The 17,327-nt window shown below is 60.8% G+C and carries 15 protein-coding genes; 4 read left to right on the plus strand and 11 right to left on the minus strand.

What is annotated here, in order from left to right; translation table 11 throughout:
- Positions 1 to 184: 184 nt before the first annotated feature.
- From hisB to hisG, 5 genes are all read right to left on the minus strand, one after another.
- On the minus strand, positions 185 to 1,297 hold the full coding sequence (hisB, locus tag ROI90_RS06840; RefSeq protein ID WP_315997592.1) for a bifunctional histidinol-phosphatase/imidazoleglycerol-phosphate dehydratase HisB: 1,113 nt from the start codon (positions 1,295 to 1,297) through the stop codon (positions 185 to 187).
- A 24-nt stretch (positions 1,298 to 1,321) separates the two neighbouring features.
- Complete coding sequence (locus ROI90_RS06845; protein WP_315997593.1) at positions 1,322 to 1,750, minus strand: Imm50 family immunity protein; 429 nt, start codon at positions 1,748 to 1,750, stop codon at positions 1,322 to 1,324.
- 95 nt (positions 1,751 to 1,845) lie between these two features.
- Positions 1,846 to 2,898, minus strand: coding sequence for a histidinol-phosphate transaminase (gene hisC, locus ROI90_RS06850; RefSeq protein WP_315997594.1), 1,053 nt, complete (start codon positions 2,896 to 2,898; stop codon positions 1,846 to 1,848).
- A 178-nt stretch (positions 2,899 to 3,076) separates the two neighbouring features.
- Positions 3,077 to 4,378: a histidinol dehydrogenase gene (gene hisD / locus ROI90_RS06855; RefSeq protein ID WP_315997595.1), complete on the minus strand. Its 1,302-nt coding sequence runs from the start codon at positions 4,376 to 4,378 to the stop codon at positions 3,077 to 3,079.
- Positions 4,379 to 4,467: 89 nt separating this feature from the next.
- Positions 4,468 to 5,319, minus strand: a complete 852-nt coding sequence (gene hisG, locus ROI90_RS06860; RefSeq protein WP_315997596.1) for an ATP phosphoribosyltransferase — start codon at positions 5,317 to 5,319, stop codon at positions 4,468 to 4,470.
- Positions 5,320 to 5,855: 536 nt separating this feature from the next.
- On the opposite strand from hisG, the gene ROI90_RS06865 reads away from it, so the two are divergent.
- From ROI90_RS06865 to ROI90_RS06875, 3 genes are all read left to right on the plus strand, one after another.
- Positions 5,856 to 6,866, plus strand: a complete 1,011-nt coding sequence (locus ROI90_RS06865; protein WP_315997597.1) for a DUF2911 domain-containing protein — start codon at positions 5,856 to 5,858, stop codon at positions 6,864 to 6,866.
- 122 nt (positions 6,867 to 6,988) lie between these two features.
- On the plus strand, positions 6,989 to 7,555 hold the full coding sequence (locus ROI90_RS06870; protein ID WP_315997598.1) for a Crp/Fnr family transcriptional regulator: 567 nt from the start codon (positions 6,989 to 6,991) through the stop codon (positions 7,553 to 7,555).
- A 97-nt stretch (positions 7,556 to 7,652) separates the two neighbouring features.
- Positions 7,653 to 8,450 (plus strand): sterol desaturase family protein, encoded by a 798-nt coding sequence (locus ROI90_RS06875; RefSeq protein ID WP_315997599.1) that lies wholly within the window; start codon positions 7,653 to 7,655, stop codon positions 8,448 to 8,450.
- A 31-nt stretch (positions 8,451 to 8,481) separates the two neighbouring features.
- On the opposite strand, the gene ROI90_RS06880 is transcribed toward ROI90_RS06875, so the two are convergent.
- The 6 genes from ROI90_RS06880 to mnmA form a co-directional block, all read right to left on the minus strand.
- The gene (locus ROI90_RS06880) at positions 8,482 to 11,025 is read right to left on the minus strand and encodes a TonB-dependent receptor (RefSeq protein WP_315997600.1); all 2,544 of its coding nucleotides are present in this window, start codon (positions 11,023 to 11,025) and stop codon (positions 8,482 to 8,484) included.
- Positions 11,026 to 11,035: 10 nt separating this feature from the next.
- The gene (gene rpe, locus ROI90_RS06885; protein WP_315997830.1) at positions 11,036 to 11,719 is read right to left on the minus strand and encodes a ribulose-phosphate 3-epimerase; all 684 of its coding nucleotides are present in this window, start codon (positions 11,717 to 11,719) and stop codon (positions 11,036 to 11,038) included.
- A 232-nt stretch (positions 11,720 to 11,951) separates the two neighbouring features.
- Entirely contained in the window at positions 11,952 to 12,281 is a 330-nt protein-coding gene (locus ROI90_RS06890) for a hypothetical protein (protein ID WP_315997601.1), read from the minus strand.
- A 192-nt stretch (positions 12,282 to 12,473) separates the two neighbouring features.
- Positions 12,474 to 14,171: a S8 family serine peptidase gene (locus tag ROI90_RS06895; RefSeq protein WP_315997602.1), complete on the minus strand. Its 1,698-nt coding sequence runs from the start codon at positions 14,169 to 14,171 to the stop codon at positions 12,474 to 12,476.
- 167 nt (positions 14,172 to 14,338) lie between these two features.
- Complete coding sequence (locus ROI90_RS06900; RefSeq protein WP_315997603.1) at positions 14,339 to 15,112, minus strand: hypothetical protein; 774 nt, start codon at positions 15,110 to 15,112, stop codon at positions 14,339 to 14,341.
- Positions 15,113 to 15,242: 130 nt separating this feature from the next.
- Positions 15,243 to 16,388, minus strand: a complete 1,146-nt coding sequence (gene mnmA, locus ROI90_RS06905; protein WP_315997604.1) for a tRNA 2-thiouridine(34) synthase MnmA — start codon at positions 16,386 to 16,388, stop codon at positions 15,243 to 15,245.
- 267 nt (positions 16,389 to 16,655) lie between these two features.
- On the opposite strand from mnmA, the gene ROI90_RS06910 reads away from it, so the two are divergent.
- The gene (locus ROI90_RS06910) at positions 16,656 to 17,276 is read left to right on the plus strand and encodes a beta/alpha barrel domain-containing protein (RefSeq protein WP_315997605.1); all 621 of its coding nucleotides are present in this window, start codon (positions 16,656 to 16,658) and stop codon (positions 17,274 to 17,276) included.
- The last annotated feature ends 51 nt before the right edge of the window (positions 17,277 to 17,327 follow it).

Consider the following 17,327-nt stretch of genomic DNA (forward strand, 5'->3'; position numbering starts at 1 on the left):
TTAAACAAATGATTAAATGAGTTTCTATTCACTGAACGGTCATTCGGGCTGGAGCGAAGGGCCTTTCACGCCAGCCCGAATCGGTGCAACGCAATAAAGTCCTTCGCTCCAATCAGGATAATCGTTATACACACAAGTCACAACAAGACAGCTCTTTATCCATTTGTTTAAACAAATGGATAAACTACAAAATGCCTTTAGTGCTGGGAATTTCCATGCGGCCGGCGTCGCGCACCAGCGCCATTTTGATGGACTTGGCTACGGCCTTGAAAATGGCTTCGATCTTGTGATGCTCGTTCTGGCCCTCGGCTTTGATGTTGAGGTTGCAGCGGGCGGTATCGGAGAAACTCTTGAAGAAATGGTAAAACATTTCGCAGGGCATATCCCCTACTTTCTCGCGCTTGAACTCGGCATCCCACACAATCCAGGGACGGCCCGAGAAATCGATGGCGGCCTGGGCCAGCACGTCGTCCATGGGCAGCAGGAACCCGTAGCGGGCCAGGCCGCGCTTGTCGCCGAGGGCTTGGGTGAAGGCTTCGCCCAGGGCAATGGCCGTGTCCTCGATGGTGTGGTGCTCGTCGATGTGGAGGTCGCCCTGCACCGTGATGCGCATATCCACGCCCGAGTGCTTGCTGAGCTGGTCGAGCATGTGGTCAAAGAAGCCCAGGCCGGTGTGCATCTCGGGGCGGCCGTTGCCGTCGAGGTTCAGCTCGATACTGATTTTGGTTTCGTTTGTGTCGCGTTGTACCACGGCGGTGCGGGCGGGCAGCCGCAGAAACTGGTATATTTTTTCCCAGCTCATGGTCGTCAGCGCGGCGCGGTCGTCGCCCTCCCCTTCCGGCTTCAGCAGGATGGACTGGCAGCCCAGGTTCTGAGCCAGCTCCACGTCGGTCAGCCGGTCGCCGATGACGAAGGAATTTTTGAGGTCGTAGCCGCTGCCCTCGCCCAAGTACTGAGTGAGCATGCCGGTGCCGGGCTTACGGGTGGACAGGTTCTCGTGGGGGAAGCTCCGGTCGATGTGCTCACGCACGAACTCCACTCCTTCCGAACGCAGCACATCGAGCATCATATTGTGCGCCGGCCAGAAAGTATCCTCTGGGTAGCTCTCGGTGCCGAGGCCGTCCTGGTTGCTCACCAGCACCAGCTCGTAATCCAGCTCGCGGGCAATGCGGGCCAGGCCGGTGATGGCACCGGGCACAAACTGAAATTTTTCCCGCGTCAGCGCGTCCACCTGGAAATCCGTCGGCGGCTCGATGAGGATGGTCCCGTCGCGGTCAATGAAGAGTACTTTTTTCATGAGTAAGTAAAAGTGTTGGTCAACTCAGGCACTTGGCGCGTGATCTGACATTTTGTTTGGCAGCAAACTCACCACTTCAGCAGCTTGCGCAACAATGAAAGCATCCAGACCGACCGCCGAGTCGAGTGTGCAGGTGAGGTCAGCGTGTTGCTCGTCAAATTTTAAACTGAAGATGACGTTTTGATGACCGAACCCATCAAAGTCGATTTCCTTGATGCCTGTAAACCGAAGTTCGATTTCGCAGTGCTTGGCCTGACGAAAGTATCCCCGCTCATCGGTTGACGCTGTCGTCTCAAATGCAGCAAGCACAAAAGTAACCGTTGGATAATAGCCCGGATTGGCTTCAAAGGTCACTTTCTTCACTTCCGCATCGTGAAAATTCGGCCAGTATCCGAAGTGCTCAAGAACTAGGGACGCATTGGCTATCCGGCCAATCACAGGATTTTCGCTCATGCTTTGGCTTGATTAGCGAACGAACTTGATTAACGAACGAAACGGTAGAGATGCTTCGGCAAGCTCAGCATGACGTTCTCCACTCCTTATATATACTACCCCGCAAACTCCCGCAGGGCCTGGAGCAGCAGCTCGTTCTCGGCGGGGGTGCCCACGGTGAGGCGGAGCGTGCCGGCGCAGCCGGGCTGGGTGGTGCGGTTGCGCACGATGATGCCCCGGGCGACCAGGAAATCATACACGGCCGTGGCATCGGGGTGGAAGCGCACCAGCAGGAAGTTGGCATCCGAAGGAAACACCTCCGCCACGATGGGCAGCGCGGGCAGGCGCTCGGCCAGCCAGTCGCGGCCCACCAGCAGCTGCTGGCGCAGCGCCTCGAACCGGTCGGCGTCGCGCAGGGCCTGCAGGGCGAAACGCTGCGTGGCTTCCGATACGTTGTAGGGCGGCTTGATTTTGTTGAGGTAGCCGATGATTTCCGGCGAGGCGAAGGCCATGCCCAGGCGCAGGCCGGCCAGGCCCCAAGCCTTCGAGAAAGTTTGCAGCACCACTAGGTTGGGGAATTCGGCCAGGTGGGTGGTCCAGCTGGGGGCCGCGGCGAAATCGGCGTAGGCCTCATCTACCACTACCAGTCCGTGGAAACCGCGCAGGATTTCCTCCATATACTCGGCGTGGAGCAGGTTGCCAGTGGGGTTGTTGGGCGAGCAGAGCCACACGATTTTGGCATCCGAAGCCAGCACGCCGGCCACGATTTCGGGCGAGAGCTGGAAGTCGGGCGTCAACTGCAGGCGCTCCACGCGCACATCATTCAGGTTAGCGGCCACCTCGTACATACCGTAGGTGGGCGGCAGGATGAGCAGGCTATCCTGGCCGGGCACGCAGGTGAGGCGCACCAGCAGGTCGATGGCTTCATCGGAGCCGTTGCCGAGGAAAATCTGCTCGGGGCGTACGGCTTTGAGCTGGGCCAGCTCCTGCTTCACGGCGCGCTGCTGCGGGTCGGGGTAGCGGTTGAACTGATCGGGGCCGGCGCTGCCGAGGCTGTTCTCGTTGGCGTCGAGCATGACCTGGGCCTCGCCCTGAAATTCGTCGCGGGCCGACGAGTAGGGCTTCATATCCCGCAGGTTGGGGCGTACGAGGCTATCGAGGTTGAACATGAATCACGGATTTAAACGGATTATTCGGATTTCACGGATTTAGTAGAGTGTCATGCTGAGCTTGCCGAAGCATGACACTCTACCGCTGACTAACTGATTAGCCTTACAACGAAGCGGTAGAGATGCTTCGACTGCGCCTCCGGCTCCGCTCAGCATGACGTACTACTTCATCTTACCATTACTGCTCCCCGCCGGCCAGGGATTCCAGGCGGAGGGTCACGGCGCGGGCGTGGGCGCGGAGGCCTTCGGCTTCGGCCATGATTTCTACCACGGGGCCCACATTCAGCAGACCTTCGGGGGTGAGGCGCTGGAAGGTGATTTTCTTCAGAAACGAATCCAGCGACACGCCGCTGTAGTTGCGGGCGTAGCCGTTGGTGGGCAGCGTGTGGTTGGTACCCGAGGCGTAGTCGCCCACGGCTTCCGGGGTGAGGTGGCCCAGGAACACGGAACCGGCGTTGGTGACGCCTTCGGCCAGCTGCTCTGGGTTGCGCACGGCCAGAATCAGGTGTTCAGGCGCGTACTGGTTCGAGAAGTACAGCATTTCCTCCGGCGTACGCAGCAGGATGGCGCGGCTTTCCTGCAGGGCCAGCGCGGCTACTTCGGCCCGGGGCAGCTCGCGCAGCTGGCGCTCTACCTCGGCTTTGGTCTGCTCCAGCATCGATAAGGAGTCCGACAGCAGAATCACCTGCGAGTCGGGGCCGTGCTCGGCCTGGCTAAGCAGGTCGGCGGCCACAAAGGCCGGCGTGGCCGATTCATCGGCAATAACCAGCACCTCCGATGGTCCGGCCGGCATGTCGATGGCCACGCCGTAGCGGGTAGCCAGCTGCTTGGCGGCCGTCACGTAGCGGTTGCCGGGGCCGAAGATCTTGTCCACGGCCGGCACGGAGTCCGTACCGCCACTCAGGGCGGCCACGGCCTGGGCCCCGCCGGCTTTTACGATGGTACTGATGCCCAGCAGCTGGGCCGTAAACAGGATGATGGGGTTTACCGAGCCATCCTTCTGGGGCGGGGTGCACAGCACGATTTCAGGGCAGCCGGCCAACCGGGCCGGTACGCCCAGCATCAGCAACGTACTGAACAGCGGCGCGGTGCCGCCCGGAATGTAGAGGCCCACGCGCTGCACGGGCACTGCCCGCCGCCAGCACGTAACACCGGGCATGGTTTCCACGCGCTCCTCCTGCGGGATTTGCGCTTTGTGGAACCGCAGAATGTTGGCGCGCGCCTGCCGGATGGCCGTTTGCAGTTCGGCCGGGACCTGGGCCGCGGCGGCGGCCAGCTCCTCGGGCCCCACGCGTAGGCCGCCCGCGAGGTCGGCCCCGTCGAACTGCCGGGCGTAGTCGAGCAGGGCCGCATCGCCGCGCCGGCGCACGTCCTCGAAAATCTGCTGTACGCGCTGCTCCACGTCCTGGGCCTGCTGCTGGGCCGCCCGCTGCTGCAGGGCCGCCCACTCCGGCTGGGATGGATATTGGAAGATGTTCATCTGGAATAGTGCTTGGTGCTTAGTTGTTAGTGCTTGGTATGTTCTAAAGTCTGCTTACTAAGCACCAAGCACTAACAACTGAGCACTAATCAGGAAATCATTTTCTCAATCGGGAGTACCAGGATTCCTTCGGCGCCGACAGCTTTAAGCTGGCTAGTGATATGCCAGAAATCGTCCTCGTTCACCACCGACTGCACCGACACCCAGCCTTCCTCGGCCAGCGGCGTAATCGTCGGCGACTTGATGCCAGGCAGCAGCTGCTTCACCGCATCCAGGGCCGCCACCGGGGCATTGAGAATGATGTACTTGTTGCGGCGGGCGCGGCGCACGGCCTGCATCCGGAACTGCAACTGCTCCAGCAGCTCCCTCTTTTCGGCGCTCAGGTTCTGGTTGGCAATGAGCACGGCTTCGGAGCGGAATACGGTTTCTACCTCGCGCAGGCCGTTGCCCAACAGCGTGGAGCCGCTGCTCACAATATCACAGATAGCCTCGGCCAGCCCGATGCTGGGGGCAATTTCTACCGAGCCGCTGATGGTGTGCAGGTTGGCTTTTACGCCGCGCTCCGCGAGGTAATCACCCAGAATGCGGGGGTATGAAGTGGCAATGTTCACGCCCTGCAAATCCTGAATGGAGTCGTAGGCGGCGGCGCGGGGCACGGCCAAGCTCAGGCGACACTTGCTGAAGCCCAGACCTTCTACTTCAAGGTTAGGAAAGCCGGATTCTACCAGCACGTTCTGGCCCACAATACCCAGGTCGGCCACGCCGTCCTGCACGTAGCCGGGGATGTCGTCGTCGCGCAGGTAGAGAATTTCGAGGGGGAAGTTGGTGGCTTCGGTTTTGAGCTTGTAGGAAGCCGAGAGGAAGCTGATGCCGCATTCCCGAATCAGATTCAGGGAGTCTTCGCTTAAGCGGCCCGATTTCTGGATGGCCAGACGGAGCATGTCGTTGGGAAGTAAATGGTGAATTTGGGAGTCGGCAGGGACTGATTTTGCCCGGTGCGCAACCGCAATTCAAGGATGAGTTGGTGGGGAAACGGGGAAGTAGACCCCGACGTTGGAAAATGGCCATAATTTGGCCGGGCCACCTGATTTCTGGGGGCCAGGGAACCGGTTGCGGTTCGCCCAACGGGGTCAATATGATGCGTATATTCCTCTAGAAAGAGGAATGGTGCCCGTGATGATGGTGATGCTGAGTCTCAGACGCGCAGGCCCCAGCCAGGCGGCCCGCAGCGGGGGCGGCCAGATGGCTCATGGGGCTCAGGAAAAGCGCGGAGAAGGGCATGCGGGGCTTGTGGTAACGGGGCAAAGGTAAGCGCGACGGCCAGAGTTGAAAACTTTTTCACCGAATTTTTATCATAAAAGCCGGACCTTTGCCTTTTCCGCCCCAGAGCCGTCATTCTGGCACCATTGTTTCGGGGCCCAACACTCCGACGGAGTTGCCCGTTGTGGTTTTTCCGCCTCACCTGTTGCTTTCACCTATGTTTAATATTCGGTTATCAGCTCTTTGTTGGGCCATGGGGCTAAGCCTGGCTTGTGCGCCCCAGCTCGTGCGGGCCCAGACGGCCCCTGCCACCGCCCCAGCTTCTCCCGAGCCAGCCCCCACCCCTGCCGCTTCCCAGCCCGTACCCACTACGCCCGCCAGCCCGGTGCCAAGCGGCATGGCGGCTCCGGCCGCTGGCGTGCCCGCCATTCAGCTGCCCCTGCCCCAGGCCAGTCCCCGGGCATCGGTTTCGCAAACGTTTGGGCTCACGGAAGTAACAGTAGACTACCACGCGCCGGCGGTGCGTAACCGCACGGTGTGGGGCGGGCTGGTGCCCTACGACCAAGTGTGGCGGGCCGGTGCCAATGAAAACACGCTTATCCGTTTCTCTACGCCGGTTTTGCTCAGGGGCCAGCTGGTACCGGCCGGGCAGTACTCCTACTACGTGGTGCCCCACCAGGACCGGGACTGGGAGCTGACCCTGAACCGCGTGACTACCCACTGGGGGGCCGAGGGCTACGACCAGCGCGACGACGTAATTCGGGTGCCGGTGATGCCCGAAACGGCCCCCTTCCACGAAAACCTGACGTACTGGTTTTCCGACATCAAGCCCACCGGTGCCCACCTCAACCTCACCTGGGAAAAGCGTACCCTCACCCTGCTCATCGAAACGGAGGTGCACAAGCAGGTGCTGGTGGGTATTGAGCAGGTGCTGCAACAGAAACCCGACGACTGGCAGCTGCTGGCCCAGGCCGCCGATTACCTGGTGCAGAATAACATCCAGCCCGAGCGCGCCCTCACGTGGATCAATGAGTCATTGAAGCTGCAGGATGCGGCCCCCAACAACTGGATCAAGGCCCGTTTGCTGGCCCAGCAGCAGGATTTCGGCACGGCCATCGTCTACGCCCGCAAGGCCATCAAGCTCGGCGACAAAGAGGATACCGCCTTTAAGTCGCAGCTGCCGGGCATGCGCATTGCTCTCACTGAGTGGCAGGCCAAGGCTTATTAAGTAGGTCAAAAGGAACACGTAAAAAGGCAGCGCGGCTACGGCTTCCCATTGGGACGTAGCCGCGCTGCCTTTTTACGTGCTGACGTTGGCTAACATTCTCCTTTTGGCTGTTATTTGTTTCCATGGATACCTTCATTGCCCGTTGCCACGCTATTCACCCGCTTTCCCCGGGGCTGGAGGCGGCCCTACGCCAATTGGTGGGGCGGGAAACGGCTCCGGCCCGCAGCCTGCTGCTGCAACCGGGCCACACGGCCCACAAGCTCTACTTTCTGGAAAGTGGGCTAATCCGGGGCTTCTACCTAAAGGATGGCAAAGAAGTCACGGCCTGGTTTATGCCCGAGGGCCATTTCGTGGCGGCCATTCTCAGCTTTTTCTCCCGGCAGCCTTCCCACGAATACCTGCAGGCCCTGGAGGATTCTGTGCTCTGGTTTATCACCCAGGACCATTTGCAGGCCCTCTACCAGCAGTTTCCCGAGTTCAATTACATTGGGCGGGTGCTCACGGAGCAGTATTACGTGCTGAGTGAACAACGGGCGCTGCACCTGCGCATGCTGCCGGCCACTGAGCGGTACGCGCTGCTGGTGCAGCAGTTTCCCGATGTAGCCCGCCGCGTGCCGCTTAAGCTGCTGGCCAGCCACCTGGGCATCACGCCCGAAACGCTGAGCCGCTTGCGCGCCCGTCGCTGCTAAGCCGCCTCTCTTGAGCCGTCGTTCTTGACAGATATCAAGGGAAGTTAGTCCCGTGCAGGAGACTTTTGACGCATGGTTTCACCAAACGTCAACCCCTGTGCTTTCCCCGCTCGTTCTAGCAAGCTGCGACTTCTCCTTGTTGCCCAAACTGGATTTTCCGCCCACCCTCGGCTATATTCTGGCGGTATTCGTGGGCTGCTTCGTACTGGAACGGCTGATTCCTGGCTGGCCACTGCCGCGCATTTCGTCCTGGCCGCTCCGCGTGCTGGCCATCAACGGGGCCCAATTGGGTGTAGTACTTCTGGCCGGCGTGAGCTGGGAGAAGTGGCTGTCGGCGTATTCCCTGCTGCATCTTTCCCGGTACGTAGGCCCGGTGGCGGGCGGCCTCCTGGCCTACGTTGCGGCCACGTTCGTGTTTTACTGGTGGCACCGGTGGCGGCACACCGTCGATTTCCTGTGGCGGCACTTTCACCAGATTCATCACAGCCCCCGGCGCATTGAGGTGATTACCTCCTTCTACAAGCACCCGCTCGAAATGATGGTTAACTCCGTGCTGGGTGGGCTGCTGGTTTTTACGGTGCTGGGCCTGAGTCCGGCGGCCGGGGCCGTGTACACCCTCTGCACGGCCCTGGGCGAGTTTTTTTACCACACTAACGTGCGCACGCCCCAGTGGATTGGCTACGTATTTCAGCGCCCCGAAATGCACCGTATTCACCACCAGTACCAGAAGCACAGCCACAACTACGGCGACTTACCGCTCTGGGACTGGCTGTTCGGCACTTACCACAATCCGCGGGAATTCCAGGCCACTTGTGGCTTCGACGCTGATAAGGAGGAACGCCTCCTCCCGATGCTGTGCTTCCGCGACGTACACCAAGAACAAAGTCTAAGCTAGGAACCAACCGGCAAAAAGCCCCTTAAACGCCTTAAAATCTCGCAATAACCCGCAGGTTCACGAGGCGGCGCGAGAGGAAATTCGGCACGGAATACGTTACCCCGTTCAGGTCCTGGATGTAGTTGTAGCCGGCTAAGTTGTCGGCGCCCAGCACGTTGAGCACTTCCAGGCTCATCCAGAGGCTACGAAGCTGCACGGCGCGGCCCTGCTGCTGCTCAACTCCTGAGCGCAGGCTGAGCACTTTGGTAAAGCCCAGGTCGGCGCGCTTGTAGCTGCGGGTAAGCTTGCTGGTACCGCGCAAATCGGGCGCATCGGGGGGGCTGAAGGGCAAGCCGGTACCAAATACTAGGTTCACGTACCCTTTCACCGAGGGGTTGCCGGGCAAATTGTCCTGCAGAAACACGCCCAGATTCAGCCGCTGATCCGAAGGCCGGCGGATGTAGCCTTTGGGCACGCGGCCGGTAATGCCCCCATTGGCATCGAACGTATTGATGGAGTCGGCGGCCAGATTCTCACGGGTGGTGAGCACGCCCAGGCTAAACCAGGATTCCGTGCCGGGAATAAACTCCCCGCTCACCCGGGCATCAAGGCCGGCGGCGTAGGCCCGGGCCTTGTTCTGGGCTTGGTAGCGCAGGCGCACGTTGTCGATGTCATAGGGCACTACGTCGGTGAGGTACTTGTAATAGGCCTCACCGGTGAAGCGGAACGGGCGGCCCCACTGGGTAAAGCGCAGCTCATTGCCCACAATAAAATGCAGGGAGCGTTGGGCCCGCAAATCCAGGTTCAGCACGCCTTCTTGGCTTTGCGGGGCCCCGGTCTGGTAGCGCAGCTCCCGGTAAAACGGCGGCTGATGGTACAGGCCCACGGCTGCTTTCCAAGCCAAACGGGGGTTACGGGCACTGGTGAAGGAATATTGCACCCGGGGGCTAACGGTAGCTTGGCGGTTCACCGTCCAGTAGCTGGCCCGGGCCCCGTAGGTGAGCGTGCGCAGCGAATCAAACCGGATGGTGTGCTGGAGGTAGCCCTGGGTGCGGGTACTTTCCAGGTTCAGGCTGGAGCGCAGGCGGGTCCGGCGAAACTCCGGCACATAATCGACCGAGTCCACGAAGCTGTACTCGTTCAGCTCATCCTCAATCTGCTCCTGCCCTACTTTCAGGCCCCAGCGCACCGTATTTCGCTCACCGGGCGTCCAGGTGCCGCGGGTTTCCAGGCTGGCAATGCGGGCCAGCAGGTTGTTGCGGGAGTGCTGAAACCGGGAGCCCAGGCCGCGCCGGTTCAGGTCGCCGCCGTAATCAGGAGAGTTCTGGTCCCGATTGATTTCGGCAATACTGTAGGCCGCCTCCACGTCGCGGTACTCAAATTCCCGGGAGTACAGCAACCCGCCCAATAGCTCCAGCCGCAGGTTGCGCCCCGCATCGTGGTGCAGGCGTAGGCCGCCCTGGTACATGTCGTACTGCATCCGCTCCCGCCCGGCGTAGCCAATGTACAGGCGGGAAAGCTGGTTGGTACCGGTGCTGAAGGAGCTTTGCCCGCTTTCGGGGTTGAAGCGAAAATCGTTGTGGGCAAAGGTATTGAACAGGCTCAGCCCCGTGCGTTCCAGGTTGTCCTTCGGCCCCAGGTTGAGGGTTATCAGGCTCTGGCCGTCGTAGAAGGTGGGGTTGTAGCCGCCCTGCTGCTGCTGCAGGGAGTTGAACACGTAGGTGGCATTTTTGTAGCGCACCCCGGCCAGGTAGCTGAGCCGCTTGTTGGCCGAGGCGGCCCCGGCGTGCACCGTACCGCCCACCAAGCTAGCCGTAGCGGAGCCCTCAAACCGGTCGGGCTGCGTGTACTGAATGTCCAGCACCGAGGAGAGCTTGTCGCCGTACTTGGGCTGCCAGCCCCCGGTCGAAAACTCGATGCGGCTCACCAGGTCGGGGTTCACGAAGCTCAGGCCTTCCTGCACCGCGGCCGTCACCAGAAAGGGCCGGTACACCTCAAAGCCGTTCACGTACACCAGGTTTTCCTCGTAGTTGCCGCCCCGCACCGAGTAGGTGCTGGTCAGCTCATTGGTACTGGCCACGCCGGGCAGGGTTTTGAGCACCGCCGAAAAGTCGCCGAAGGGTGAGGGAATTTCCTTGGCCGTGCGGGGTTCCAGCTGCAGAATGCTCACCTGCTCGCGGGTATCAGCCGCCTCAGTGCGGCCCCGCACGGTTACATTTCCCAGGGCCCGGCTATCTTCCTGCATGGTCAGTACCAGTTCCCGCTGGCTGCTCAAATCCAGCGGAATCCGCTCGGTGCGGTGCCCCAGGCGGCGGATAACCAGCACGGGCGGTTTGCTGCCCAAAGGCCGCACTACGTTCAGGGCGAAGCGGCCCCGGTCATCAGTGCTGGTGCCGCCGGGCATGCCTTCCACCCCCACGGCTACCTGCTCCAGGGGCCGGCCCGCCGCGTCGCGCACGGTACCGGTGAGCAGCACCCGGCTCGTTTGCTGGGCCTGCACCGGCGCGGGCAACAAGGCTGGCACCACGGGGGCCGCAAGCAGCCCCAGCCACACCGCCGACTGAGCCCGGAACTGGGCGCGGAAAATTGCTGGCATTCGGGGAAGGCTAGGTAAGCTCGGCACTGTTCACGGCGGCGCCCAGCTGCCGGCGCATATTGGCCAGGGTGGCTACGGGGTCGGGGGAGCTGAACACGAAGGAACCCGCCACCAGCACATCGGCTCCAGCTTCCACCAGCGCCCCGGCGTTATCGAGCGTCACGCCTCCATCAATTTCAATCAGGGCCTCGGAGCCGCAATCTACCAGCAGCTCTTTCAGGGCCGCCACTTTTCGCAGCGTGTTCGGAATGAAGGCCTGGCCCCCAAAGCCGGGATTCACCGACATCACGCACACCAGGTCGAGGTCGGCGGCAATGTCCTGCAACACACTCACCGGCGTGTGGGGGTTCAGGGCCACGCCGGCGCGGCAGCCCAGCTGCTTGATTTGCTGCACCACGCGGTGCAGGTGGGTACAGGCCTCGTAATGCACGGTGATATTGGCGGCACCCGCGTCGCGGAAAGCACCCAGAAAATGCTGGGGCTCCTCTATCATCAGGTGCACATCAATGGGCTGTTTGGCGTGGCGGTGCACGGCTTGCAGCACCGGCAGGCCGAAGGAAATATTCGGCACAAAACGGCCATCCATCACGTCAAAATGCAGCCAGTCGGCGGCGGAGCCAGCCAGCCGCTCGGTTTCAAACTGCAGATTGCCAAAATCAGCGGCAAGTAGTGAGGGGGCCAGCAACGGCGCCATGCGACGGGTTGGATTCATAGCGCGAAAGTAACGGAATAGCCCCTGATAGTAACACGATGTCCCCAGGAAAAGCCCGGCTATACAATAAAGCGTTGGAATGACTTACTCAACGACAAGAGCACAATCAGTGGTATGCCGGCCACAAAAAAAGCGCTGGTGCACCCGGCCAAACGGGTACACCAGCGCTTTGCTAGTGAGGGCTAGTGAGGGATGGAGCCCCCGAGGAAGGGGACTACTTGGTAGCCGGCTCCTTTTCCCAGGCCCGCCAATCCAATTTACCATCCTCGGTTTTGCGCAAAAACACGGTCTGGTCGTCATCCTGACGCTTGCCGAATGTCACGTCGGCGCGGCAATCCAGGCATTTGAGTGAGGTGTACTTGAACTTGCCCTGCGCCTCGCGGGCGGTCAGGTCCAGATTATCCGACCCGCAGACGCCGCACTTGTTTACATCCGGGAAGCTCAGGCGGTCATACTCCGCTACCACTTCGTGAAAATTGGCACCCTGAACGGTGAAGTGAAACTGGCGCTTACCCAGGCGCTTGGTGACCATCATCTGCAACATATACAAGAAATTTAGTGTGAATCTGCTGACAAAAAGGGCTTTTCAACCGGCAGAAAGTACCGCTTTAAAAGCGAGACAATTTACTAAAATTATTCGCAAGTATAAAGCCAATTATATTAGTTACTCAGGTAATCGGCAAGAAAAAAGCAGACCAGCGTGGCCTGCTTTTTTTCTTGCTGAATGAGGGTTGATTTAGAGTTTCACAAACCGAACGGTGCGCTGCTCACGCCCATTGCTGATCCGGCAGGTGTACACGCCTTTGGTGAGCACGCCCGGCTTCAGGCGCACGGCCGCAGCCGAAGTGGGTGCCACCTGCTGCTCAGCTACCAGCGCGCCCCGGCTGTCGTAGATGTGCACTTGCAGGGGCACGGCCTGAAAGTCGACGGCCAGATGCAGGTACAGCTCATCATCCTTGCTGGGGTTGGGGTAAATAAGCAGGTTCTGGCGCGGGGCGGGCGGGGCCGCGGCCAGGGGCGTGCCGGGATTGGCCAGGTTGTAGGCCCGCACAAAGTTGGGCAACCCGTAGCCAATTTCGTCGTTGGGAGTGGCGGCGCGGGTACCGGAGCGCTGCAACAGGCTGATGACCTGCTGGGCCGTGAGCGTGGGGTTGGCCTGCCAGAACCCGGCTACCATACCTGCCAGCACCGGGCAGGAATAAGACGTACCATTGCCCCGAGTAACTACCCCATTAGCGCTTACAATGGCCGTTTGCACCCCCATAGCGGCCAGGTTAGGCTTGATGCGGCCATCGGCCGTAGGCCCCCGGGAGCTGAAGCCCGCCACTGCGGATAGCGAGTCAACGGCGCCCACGGTCAGGATGGAATCGGCATCGGCCGGGGCGGTGATGTAGCGCCAGGTACCGTTGCCCTCGTTACCGGCCGAACTCACCACCACCATCCCCACCCGGGCCGCTACGGTAGCCGCCCGCGTAGAAATAGCCGTGCGCCCGTTCATGTTGGCGTAAGTGTAGTCAATGGAAGGAAAGTCGAAGGTGCTGTAGCCCAGGGAGGAGCTAATCACATCTACACCGGCCGAATCGGCTTTTTCGGCCGCAATCAGCCAGTTTGCTTCCTCAATAGGATGTTCCGAAGCGGCATCCTCGGTGATAAACAGGCGGAAAGTAGCTTTGGGAGCGGTGCCGATGTAGGAACCTGACTCGTTGCCGCCAATGGTGGAGAGGCAGTGCGTACCGTGGTTGTTGCGGGTGTACACCTGGGTATTCTTGTCCACCACATTAAAGGTACTAGCCAAACGCTGCTCCTGGAATATGGAGGAGAAGGCCGAAGCAGTATTCACCCCTGGAAAGCCAGCATCAAAAACGGCAATCTGCATGCCCTCGCCCCGAAAGCCGGCATCGTGCATCTGCACGGCCCCAATCATTTGGGCTTGCGTGTAGGCCTTGCCGTACTGGCTGCGGGTGCCGCGTTCCAGCACTGGGGGCTGGTCGGTGTCTTCGCCTTTGGGCTTGCGGATGCCGGGTAGGCCCCGGTTCAGGGTTTGGGCTGCGCGCACGCAGGGCAGGGCCTGCACCTGCAGCAGCGTAGCCGAGTCGCAGGCAACCACAGCGGCATTAAACCAGCGGGACGTATACCACACCTGCGCCCCGGAAACGGCCTTTACCTGCTGTACATAGGCTGGCGACACGGGCAAATCCCGCGGTAGCACGGCAATATTCTGGCGCTGGCGGCGCTGAATGGCTCGGGTAGATAAAAAAGCCTGCGGCTGCGCCACCGAAAACGGCGTGCCGGCTTTATCCTTAAAATACACCAGGTGCTTGCGCACCGTACCGGTAGTTTTGGTGGGTGTGGAGGGCGGGCCAGGAGCAGCCGTAACCGTAAGCAAAGGTGGCAAACTCAGGCCAGCAATAAGCAGGAGGCGGGACGAGGTCATTCAGAATAGGATTGACGTGCCGGAAGATACAACGCAGCCTGGAAAATTCACAGTTTCGCGCCGCAACTCTGCGTTTTCAGGACTGATATAGCAGGCAAAAACCCTGCTCGAAACCGAAGCTCCGGGCAGGGTTTTTACCAGTGGCTTCTGGCCGGCTATCCGGGAGGCTAGTTGCCGCTCTCAATCAGCACCTCACTGCGCGACTGGCCCAGGTACTTGATGGCGGGGTTGCAGGTACCGGAACCACTCAGCTCATGCGAGAAGCGCCGCCGTACCCGGTACACGGGCCCAATTCCTTCCGCATAGGTTGTGCGCAGTATGGTAGTGCCACAAACGTTTATTCCGTTGGCAGCATCCAAGTCATTGAGTGTGGTGACGGTGTTCTGGTAAGAATACGTTTTGCCCGCCCGGGCAACACTGAAGGCCTGCCCCGCTTGACGGTAATACCGATTAGGCACGCGGTTAAGGGCCCTAGAGGTATCCGGAGCGAAAAACGTGTCCGTGTTCCAGGAGCTTCCCTCCACTACCGGAAACACCAGCTCTACCGTACGACGCCCGTTGCGCTGCTCAGTCAGCATCTGCCGGCCTACCGTCACGGTCAGCACCGAGTCTGTAGCCCAGGCATCCGCCGGGGTAGCGCGGCGCGAACGGACGACGCGGTACACGGGCTGGCCGGTGGCATCGGGGCTAAGCTCGGCGGCTACCTGCTCCCGAAACTGAAAGCGGCTGGCCGTGGGTACATTGTTGCGCCAGCTGGTATCGGCCACATCATAAATCCGGTACGCCCCCACGGCCACGGGATAGTATTCGGGGCCGGGGTTGGGCAGCTGCACGGTTTCGGTCTGGCAGCCGGCCACGGCCGCCGCCAGCAGCAGCATCGGGCCTAGCCACGCGGCCGTAGTACGCAAAGCTGGGAAATAAGCGGAATAATTCTTTTTCATAGAAGAGAGTTAGCGCCCTGAAAGTACCACAGGTTGAGCAGGAATTCATTAGGGCAGCCAGGCCGGGTCGTCGTTGCAACGCGCAAACGGCCCGGACAAGTGCCCGGGCCGCTTAGTTAATTCCGGCCGCTTAGCGCAGGGCCACCGCTTCGGTGGGCTCCGGAATTTCGCCAATGGTGTGGCGCTCAATCCAGCCCCCGCCCAGCACGTCCTGCCCGTCGTAAAACACGGCGGCCTGACCGGGCGTCACGGCGTGCACGGCTTCCTCGAAGTACACGTAAATTTTGTCGCCCTTCTGCTCCAGAAACGCTGGGGAACCATCGTGGTTGTAGCGAATTTTGGTAGTGCTCGGCACCAGGCCGCGGCCTTCCAGGGAGGCAAATTTGCCCATATTGAGCTTGCCCACCACCGTGCGGGTGCTGGCCAGATCATCGAAGTTGCCGAGCACCACGCGGTTGGTGTCCGGGTCAATAGCCGTTACGTAGGCCGGGAAGCCCAGGGCCACGCCCAGCCCCTTGCGCTGCCCAATGGTGTAGAACGGGTAGCCTTCGTGCTTGCCGATAACAGTGCCGTCGCGCAGCACAAACTCGCCGCCGGCTACGCGCTCCTCCAGGCCCGGCACCCGGCGGCGCAGGAAGCCCCGGTAGTCGTTGTCGGGTATAAAGCAGATTTCGTAGCTCTCGGGCTTGTTCACCAGCTCGGTGAAGCCCCGCTCCCGGGCAAAATCGTAGATGGCCGTTTTGCGCAGCTGACCCAATGGAAACAGCGTGCGGGCCAAGCTCTCCTGAGTTACGCCCCAGAGGGCATAGCTCTGGTCTTTGTTGTCATCAAGGCCCTTGCTGATGACGTAGCGGCCGTTTTCCTGGCGCACCTGGGCGTAGTGGCCGGTGGCAATGAACTCGCAGCCGAGTTGGTCGGCGCGGCGCAGCAGGGCATCCCACTTGATGTGGGTGTTGCAGAGCACGCAGGGGTTGGGGGTGCGGCCAGCCAGATATTCCTCGGTGAAGTTGCTGATGACGAAGTCGCCGAACTCGTCGCGGATGTCGATGATGTAGTGCGGGAAGCCCAGCTCCACGGCAATCTGGCGGGCGTCGTTGATGCTGTCGAGGGAGCAACAGCCGGTTTCCTTCTTGCTGCCGCCCGCCGAGGCATAATCCCAGGTTTTCATGGTCATCCCGACCACCTCGTACCCCTGCTCGTGCAGCATCACGGCTGCCACGGAGCTGTCGATGCCGCCGCTCATGGCCACCAGCACCCGTCCTTTCGTTGTATTCATACGTGAATCAAATTGCGCCCGAAGCGTGAAAGGTTCCGGCCGAATGGGCAAAGATACGAAAGAGGGATGGGTGTATACGTCTGTCATCCTGAGCAGCGCGAAGGACCTTACCAGAATAGAAAGATTCGTGGGCGTGACAAGGCTCTTCGCTCCGCTCAGGATGACAGACGTATTCACCCATCCAACAATTTCCCGCAGAAGTCCCGATTATTGCAGCGGCAACGGCCGTAGCGTCGGGGCTGTTTTCCGCCTTTCGTTTCTCTTCTTATGTTGTTACTTCCCGTGATGGTGCGCGGCATCAATAACCTCTCCGATGCCCGGTACTGCGCCGGTATGGGGGCCGATTCGCTCACCTTTCGCCTCGACCCCGCTTTTGCCGACTACCTGACCCCGCAGGCCATGCAGGAACTGAGCGGCTGGGTGGCCGGCGTGCAGCTCATCGGTGAGTTTGATACGCTGCCCGTAGCTGAAATCAACGCCCTGGTGGCGCAGTGTGGATTGCAGGCCGTGCTGCTGCACCGCCGCCGCCCCGCCGATGAGCTGGCCCAGCTGACTGTACCCGCCCTGAAGCTGACTAGCTGGATTCCGGACATGATGCCCGAGGATGTGGACCTGCGCTTCCGGGAGCAGGCCCCGCACTACCAGGGCTTTGTGCTGGCTACCCCGCCTTCCCCCCTGCCCAACGCGGCGGCCATGCTGCGCCTCACAGAGCAGGCCCGCACGTACAGCATCTGGCTGGGGGCCGGTTTTGCCCCCGAGGCCCTGCGGACACTGGCCGATACCGTCCGGCCTGCGGGCATTGTGCTGCAAGGCGGCGACGAAATCAAGCCCGGCCTGCGCGACTTTGATGAGATGGAAGCCGTGTTTGAGCAGCTGGAGGAGGAATAAGCGCCCCAGAACCTTGAGAAAAACAGCGGAGCCCCGAAACATAGTATTTCG

Source organism: Hymenobacter endophyticus (assembly GCF_032464715.1).
In the GTDB taxonomy this organism is placed as follows: domain Bacteria; phylum Bacteroidota; class Bacteroidia; order Cytophagales; family Hymenobacteraceae; genus Hymenobacter; species Hymenobacter endophyticus.